Raw genomic sequence first — 6,815 nt, 5'->3', positions numbered from 1 at the left:
GTCAATGCCAATTAGGAACTGGGGCATTATTTTAAATCAGTTCCTTACGATCTATGAAAAAAGGGTCAGACTTTAAAAAGTCCAACCCCTGTTATTTTAACTTTACACACTTTGCGGGATAGTGTCAAAAAAAAGGCTGGATAAAATTTATCCAGCCTTTTCTCTTTTTCATAGTTGCAAATTACATACTATCAATTTCTCTTTTTAATTCTTCCTTAGTCTTACCGGTTTTTTCCTGTAAACGACCAAGCATTTCATCAAATTTTCCTTCAGAATAAGTGGTGTCATCATCGGTCACATCACCATACTTTTGCTTAAACTGACCTCTAACTTGTTTCCACTTTCCTTCTAACTGATCATTATTCATAATATATGGTTTTAGGTGTTAATAATAAATTCAATTTACAATATGAAGCCAGCTTAAACTCTCAATAAACTCCCATATTTCTCTTAAGGATTTGTTATTTTTGAAGCTAAAATCCCTTAATGAAAAAACTCCTTTTACTCCTGGTGGCTGTAAGCTTTTTTGGCTGCGCTACAACAAAAAATATTGACAATTCAAACATTAAATTGCGCTATTTAGACGATGTGGTACTCCCGCAAAATCTTGAAGTTGAAGGAACCAAAGTGGGCGGACTTTCAGGTATAGATTTTTACAATGGCAATTATTACCTGGTTTGCGACCAGGCCTCCAATCCGCGAGTTTATAAAGCTAAAATTCCCTTGCTGAACCGGTCTATAGACACAGTTTTAATTACTGAAGTTATTAAACTGAATAAAGAGGAGGACTTTTACAAAAAACACACACCCGATCTAGAAGGAATTAGATTTGATGTTGAAAAAAATGAATTAGTATTATCGGCCGAAGGTTCTATTCAAAATGGGAAAGATCCCTCCGTTTTTCATATTTCTACCAAAGGAGAATTTTTATCAGCTTACGAAATTCCGGAATATTTTAAAGCTTCGGGAGAACAAAAACCCAGAAATAATGGGGTTTTTGAAGGTTTAACCCAAAGTTTTGACAAAAAAGCTTATTGGGTAGCAATGGAACTTCCACTGGAAAAAGATGGTCCTAAACCTAAAATCTATGCTACAAACTCGCCGGTAAGAATTACCAAATACAATAAAAATACGCAAAAGCCAAAACAACAATTCGCATATAAATTAGACGGGATTTCAAAGTTTCCAATTAACTGGTTTGCTGTAAATGGGGTTACCGAAATTTTGGAATATGCTGAAGATAAATTCCTGGTTCTGGAACGCGCTTATTCTGCCGGATATGGCTCTAACGGGAATACGGTAAAGATCTTTGATGTAGATGCTTCAGAAGCTACCAATACTTTAGCCCTGGAAAACCTTCGTAAATCTGATTACCAGTATGCTGAAAAAAGACTGATTTTCGATTTTAAATCGGTTAAAAATTTTCTCACCAAAGAAACTATAGATAATATTGAAGGAATGACCTTTGGCCCCGATTTACCAAACGGAAAAAAATCTTTGTTGCTGGTTTCAGACGATAATTTTAGTAGCTTTAGTGATCAAATTACGCAGTTTATTCTTTTAGAACTGGAAATAAAATAAATATGAAACGATATCTTTTAGTTTTGAGTCTTATTTTTTTAACCTCCTGCAATTTTGGAGATAAAGAACCAGAGGAAATTATGGAAGCTGCCAAAGATCCTTCAGAAGCAATTACCACTTATTATTTTATTCGTCATGCTGAAAAGGATACCACAGATGCTCAAAACGTAGATCCCGAATTAACCGAAACAGGTGAAAAAAGAACCCAGGATTGGATAAAAACCTTCAAGGATATAGATTTTGATCTTATATATAGTTCAGAATACAAAAGAACCTTAAATACCGCCCGGCCTATAGCTGAAGCTAAAAACAAAGAGGTTAAGTTCTACAATACAGAAAAATTAAACGATAAAGATTTTCAGAAAAACACACAAAATAAAACAGTTTTGGTAGTTGGGCATAGCAACCTAAACCCCGAATGGGTAAATTACATCTTAGGAAGAAAAAAATACCAGGATATTGATGAAAAAGTTTACGGTAGTTTATTTATAGTAACCGTACACCCAGACGATTCTAGAACTTCACAAGTTTTATACGTGAATTAAAAAATGTAGTTTAAAAACTAAAAGCTTTCAAACTACATTTTTCTATAATTATTACGAAAAATTATCCGTTTAGAATATTAATCGCTTTGGCGTTTACAAATTCTTTAAGTCCGAAGCCACCGTGTTCACGGCCGTAACCTGAATTTTTTACTCCGCCAAAAGGCATATTTGGTTGTGCAAGCCCGAATGAATTAATAAATACCATCCCGGTATCAAAGTGCTTACTGGCCAATTCTACGGCCTTATCTACATCTTCAGAGAAAATTCCCCCTCCAAGTCCAAAACGGCTATCATTAGCAATTCGCATTGCATCTTCATCATCTTTAGCTTTTATCAACGAAGCCACGGGTCCAAAAAGTTCATCGTCGTAAGCAGGTTGGCCCGGCTTTACGTTTGCCAAAACGGTAGCAGGATAATAAAAGCCATCACCGTCGGGAATTTTACCGCCGCACAGTACTGCCGCTCCTTTCTTCACACTGTCTTCAACCTGTTCGTGCAATTCTTCGCGAAGATCTTCTCGTGCCATTGGCCCAAGGTCGCTCTCATCACTGGTTGGATCTCCAGCTTTTAAATTCTTCATCTTTTCTACAAAAGCTTCTTTAAATTCATCGTAGACTTTCTCGGTAACCACAAATCTTTTGGCAGCCACACAGGTTTCGCCATTATTATAAACTCTACCTTTTACGCACCATTCCACAGCTTTCTTAATATCGGCATCTTCAAGTACTAAATAAGCATCATTAGAACCGAGTTCCAAAACAGTTTTCTTAAGGTTAGCGCCTGCTTTTTCACCAATTATTTTCCCGGCTCCCGGGCTTCCGGTTAAGGTTACACCCCTCACAAGATCGTGTTCAATTATAGAATCTGACTGGTCGTGGTCTATTAAAAGCACTTTAAAAAGGTCTTTGGGCAAACCGGCTTCTTTAAATATTTTTTCGAGAAGTAATCCTGAACCGGTCACACTTTCAGCGTGTTTCAGTAAAACTCCATTTCCAGCCATAAGGTTGGCAATTGTATATCTAATTACCTGGTAAGCGGGGAAATTCCAGGGTTGGATTCCGTAGATTACTCCAATAGGTGAGTAAGTGATTATTCCGCGACCGCCATCTGGCAACTCACGTTCTTCATCTTTTAAATTTTCGGGACCATTGGCTGCTGTCCATTCACAAATTCCTGCACAAAGATCAATTTCCTGTTCTCCTTGCTTGAGTAATTTACCCATTTCGGCAGTCATTAATTTTACCAATTCGGCTTTGTATTCGGTTAGCTTCTCCCCTATTGCTTTAATTACCTCAGCTCTTTGTTTTGGAGATTTTTCACGCCATTTTAAAAATGCCTGGTGACATTCTTCCACGGCATCTTTTGCTTCCTGGTCTGTAAAATATTCGTAAGTGTCTAATTCTTTACCCGTGGCCGGGTTAATGGTTTTCAATGTTTTCTCTTTCATAACTATTTTTTTGGAAATTTAAAGTTATGAACTGAGGCAAAGAATGTGAACTAAGGCGTTGTTAAAGCTTTTAAAACAACACGTTAATTAGGAAGAATTAACAGGTGTGCGTAAGAATATTCTTCAGAATTTAATTCAAAAGATTGACTTCTATATTTCTGTTTTCAATTTTGGAGAGTAATTCCAGTTGCCGGGCTTCGTAAAGATCATCTAGTTCATTTAGAGGAGTATCCAAATCATCGGTTTTGTAATTCTCATAATCTACAAACCGAATGCCCTCTATAGTTCTGGGGTTGTAAGCCTTTCTAAATCGCAACCCGCCCTCATTAACTTCAAAACTATATGCAAGATAATCTACGTGGTAATTTTGGGTATTAATCCAATACATATAAACATCTTCGTGATCTGTACCACCACCTTCTGCATTAAAAGTAACCTTTATTTCATAATATTCTTTATCGTTAATGGTGTCTTTTCCTATTAATTCTTTATTTACTGCGGCATCATTTAAACCAAAAGGCAGCTGCACAAAATAATGAACCGAATTCACTGAATTTGCATAAACGTTTTTCATAGAATCTGAAAGTTGTACTGCGGTATCTTTGTAATAACGGGTAAAACCTTCATTCTTTACTACGTCCCGGTATTGGGTACCGGTAGAATCGGCCAGGATGCGCTCTAATTCAAATTTCCCACCTTTTCTACTACTGCTATAGGAACCTTTTCTAAAATCGAAACTTATTTCGGCCTTTTTATAATTTTCTCCGCCTGCATTTTCAATGGCTTTATCTATAATTTGCTGCGCAGTTTCTTCATTAGAATTACATGCAAAAGTGAGTGCTATAATAAGTGCTCCTAAAAAGTATTTTTTCATCTTAAAAATTATAAAGATTACAGGCTGTTGAGATAACAAAATGGTTTGCAAAGGTAAATAAAATGATGAATTGACGGGTAACATTAGTCACACATAGCAGTTGTGATTTTCCTTATTTCATTTTCATTTTACTATTTTGCGGCTTCAAACTAAATACACCTATGAAAAAACAAATTTTACTTTTAGCATTTTTAAGCTTTGGATTATTCACAGCCTGTGACACAGATGATGATTCACCAAATGAAACACCGCAAATTAATGAAGAATTACTGGGCATCTGGTATATAGACGCTCTAATTGTTGAAGGTGAAGAAACACCTTATAACGACCACGAAGATTGCGGTAAGGATTATGTTGAATTCAACGAAGACGGAACTTACAGACAGATTGATATATGGGGTTGTGAAGAAGACGTTGATGAGGAAGGAACATACACCGCGACTGGTAACACCATTAGTCTTACCGTTTCTGGAAATGATGTGGTTGTTATGGATATTGTTACCCTAAATTCTGAAACGCTCCTCGTAGAAGGAATGGATGATGTTGATGATGACGGGGAAGAAGAAGTGGTACAACAGAGGTTTACAAGGGAATAACGGCTAATCCAACGGAAATTCGATATAAAGTGTTACGAATTCTGTAAATACAGGTAATGTTTCTGTAAAGCTTCCTATTTTTGTTTCTTATGAAGAAGACCAGCAATACCATAAATATAAAAAATAGAAAGGCCCGATTTGAATATGAAATCCTCGATAAATACGTGGCCGGGATAAAACTGGCCGGTACCGAGATAAAAGCCATTAGGCAGGGAAAAGCTTCTATAGCCGAAAGTTTTTGTGAATTTCAGAATCACGAATTATTCGTGATTAATATGCACGTTGAAGAATATTCTCACGCCACTCATTTTAACCATAATCCAAAAAGTGAGCGGAAACTCCTTTTGCAGCGCCGCGAATTACGAAAACTAGAAAAAGAAGTAAATAATTCCGGACTTACCATTATTCCGCTGCGAGTTTTTATTAACGACCGCGGACTCGCGAAAATGCAAATAGCGCTTGCAAAAGGTAAAAAACTCTACGATAAAAGAGAGACTATTAAAGACCGCGAAAGCAAACGAAAATTAGACAGGATTAAGAAAGAATACAAATAAATCCTGGATGCAGCCGGCAAAACAGATTCTCCCCTTAATTGTTTTTTCACAGTTTTGCTGCACCTCGCTTTGGTTTGCCGGCAATGCCGTGATGCCAGAGCTTTACCTAAACTTTAATTTAAACAACGAAGCGCTGGGGCATTTAACCTCTGCAGTACAATTCGGGTTTATTTTAGGCACGCTTATATTTGCTTTTCTAAGCCTTGCCGACCGGTTTCCACCTTCAAAACTCTTCTTTATCTCTGCGGTTTTTGGAGCAATTTTTAACCTGGGAATCGTTCTCGAAAATAACAATTTAAGTACATTACTATTATTGCGCTTTCTAACAGGATTTTCCCTGGCCGGAATTTACCCTGTAGGAATGAAAATCGCTGCAGATTATTACGATAAAGGTCTCGGGAAATCCCTTGGCTACCTGGTTGGCGCCTTGGTTTTAGGAACTGCTTTTCCTCATTTTTTAAAGACTTTTACCGGCACTGCAGAACTTCCCTGGCGCCGGGTAATTATAGCAACTTCTATTTTCGCATTTTTGGGCGGACTATTAATTTTTCTCTTTGTGCCAAATGGTCCTTTTAGAGAAGCAAAGGGAAAGTTTAAAACCGATGCTATTTTTAGCGTTTTTAAAAATAAAGATCTTCGCAGCGCCGCTTTCGGCTACTTTGGGCATATGTGGGAACTCTATACTTTTTGGGCCTTTGTACCCATTATTTTAACGAGTTATAAAATCTCATTTTCAGATAGCAATTTTGATATTCCATTCTGGTCTTTTATTACTATTGGAATTGGTAGTCTTTCCTGTATTTTAGGTGGGTATATTTCAGAATTTATGGGGGTTAAACGTACTGCGGCTAGCGCTTTGCTGCTATCAGGATTATGCTGTGTGGTTTTCCCGTTCGTTTTTCTTCAGCCTTCAGCAGCCCTCCTTATTGTATTTTTATGTTTTTGGGGAATTTTTGTAGTAGCAGATTCCCCCTTATTCTCAACACTGGTAGCCCGCAACGCCCCTCCCGAAATTAAAGGCACAGCCCTCACTATTGTAAATTCTATAGGTTTTGCTATTACTATTTTAAGTATTCAGTTAATTACTTATTTAAATCAAATAGAACCGGTTTATAGTCTTAGCCTACTTGCTGTAGGGCCGGCCCTGGGCTTGCGGGGATTATTTCAGAAGAAAAAAGTTTGATTTTCCGGTTTTAGCAATTTCAATAAACTATAATT

8 protein-coding genes are annotated in these 6,815 nt (G+C 37.1%); 5 read left to right on the top strand and 3 right to left on the bottom strand.

The features are described 5' to 3' along the window. Nucleotides 1-181 precede the first annotated feature (181 nt). Nucleotides 182-367 (bottom strand): CsbD family protein, encoded by a 186-nt coding sequence (locus tag J0871_RS09315; RefSeq protein ID WP_075326281.1) that lies wholly within the window; start codon nt 365-367, stop codon nt 182-184. 119 nt (nt 368-486) lie between these two features. On the opposite strand from J0871_RS09315, the gene J0871_RS09310 reads away from it, so the two are divergent. Both J0871_RS09310 and J0871_RS09305 read left to right on the top strand, forming a co-directional pair. Next, the gene (locus tag J0871_RS09310; RefSeq protein ID WP_208224967.1) at nt 487-1,581 is read left to right on the top strand and encodes an esterase-like activity of phytase family protein; all 1,095 of its coding nucleotides are present in this window, start codon (nt 487-489) and stop codon (nt 1,579-1,581) included. A 2-nt stretch (nt 1,582-1,583) separates the two neighbouring features. Then, on the top strand, nt 1,584-2,126 hold the full coding sequence (locus J0871_RS09305) for a phosphoglycerate mutase family protein (protein WP_208224966.1): 543 nt from the start codon (nt 1,584-1,586) through the stop codon (nt 2,124-2,126). A gap of 61 nt (nt 2,127-2,187) precedes the next feature. On the opposite strand, the gene J0871_RS09300 is transcribed toward J0871_RS09305, so the two are convergent. Both J0871_RS09300 and J0871_RS09295 read right to left on the bottom strand, forming a co-directional pair. Next, nucleotides 2,188-3,573: an NAD-dependent succinate-semialdehyde dehydrogenase gene (locus J0871_RS09300; protein ID WP_075326278.1), complete on the bottom strand. Its 1,386-nt coding sequence runs from the start codon at nt 3,571-3,573 to the stop codon at nt 2,188-2,190. A gap of 130 nt (nt 3,574-3,703) precedes the next feature. Beyond that, on the bottom strand, nt 3,704-4,447 hold the full coding sequence (locus J0871_RS09295) for a DUF6503 family protein (protein ID WP_208224965.1): 744 nt from the start codon (nt 4,445-4,447) through the stop codon (nt 3,704-3,706). Nucleotides 4,448-4,608: 161 nt separating this feature from the next. Here J0871_RS09295 and J0871_RS09290 point away from each other — a divergent pair, with 161 nt between their 5' ends. The 3 genes from J0871_RS09290 to J0871_RS09280 all read left to right on the top strand — a co-directional run bounded on the left by J0871_RS09290 (nt 4,609) and on the right by J0871_RS09280 (nt 6,780). Then, nucleotides 4,609-5,043 carry a lipocalin family protein gene (locus tag J0871_RS09290; RefSeq protein ID WP_075326276.1) on the top strand — a complete coding sequence of 145 codons (435 nt, stop codon included), beginning with the start codon at nt 4,609-4,611 and terminating at the stop codon, nt 5,041-5,043. 89 nt (nt 5,044-5,132) lie between these two features. Then, a complete protein-coding gene (gene smpB, locus J0871_RS09285; protein WP_208224964.1) occupies nt 5,133-5,597 on the top strand; it encodes an SsrA-binding protein SmpB in 465 nt (154 codons plus the stop codon). Between the two features lie 7 nt (nt 5,598-5,604). Beyond that, the gene (locus J0871_RS09280; protein WP_208224963.1) at nt 5,605-6,780 is read left to right on the top strand and encodes an MFS transporter; all 1,176 of its coding nucleotides are present in this window, start codon (nt 5,605-5,607) and stop codon (nt 6,778-6,780) included. Nucleotides 6,781-6,815 lie beyond the last annotated feature (35 nt).

The sequence above is a fragment of the Salegentibacter sp. BDJ18 genome (assembly GCF_017579965.1).
GTDB lineage: Bacteria > Bacteroidota > Bacteroidia > Flavobacteriales > Flavobacteriaceae > Salegentibacter.
This window is presented reverse-complemented; position numbering and strand designations above follow the sequence as displayed.

Bases quoted from the DNA above. Each gene is read 5' to 3' on its own strand.
- J0871_RS09315 (WP_075326281.1), bottom strand. From the start codon at position 367: ATGAATAATGATCAGTTAGAAGGAAAGTGGAAACAAGTTAGAGGTCAG.
- J0871_RS09310 (WP_208224967.1), top strand. From the start codon at position 487: ATGAAAAAACTCCTTTTACTCCTGGTGGCTGTAAGCTTTTTTGGCTGC.
- J0871_RS09295 (WP_208224965.1), bottom strand. From the start codon at position 4,447: ATGAAAAAATACTTTTTAGGAGCACTTATTATAGCACTCACTTTTGCA.
- J0871_RS09280 (WP_208224963.1), top strand. From the start codon at position 5,605: ATGCAGCCGGCAAAACAGATTCTCCCCTTAATTGTTTTTTCACAGTTT.
- J0871_RS09300 (WP_075326278.1), bottom strand. From the start codon at position 3,573: ATGAAAGAGAAAACATTGAAAACCATTAACCCGGCCACGGGTAAAGAA.
- J0871_RS09305 (WP_208224966.1), top strand. From the start codon at position 1,584: ATGAAACGATATCTTTTAGTTTTGAGTCTTATTTTTTTAACCTCCTGC.
- smpB (WP_208224964.1), top strand. From the start codon at position 5,133: ATGAAGAAGACCAGCAATACCATAAATATAAAAAATAGAAAGGCCCGA.
- J0871_RS09290 (WP_075326276.1), top strand. From the start codon at position 4,609: ATGAAAAAACAAATTTTACTTTTAGCATTTTTAAGCTTTGGATTATTC.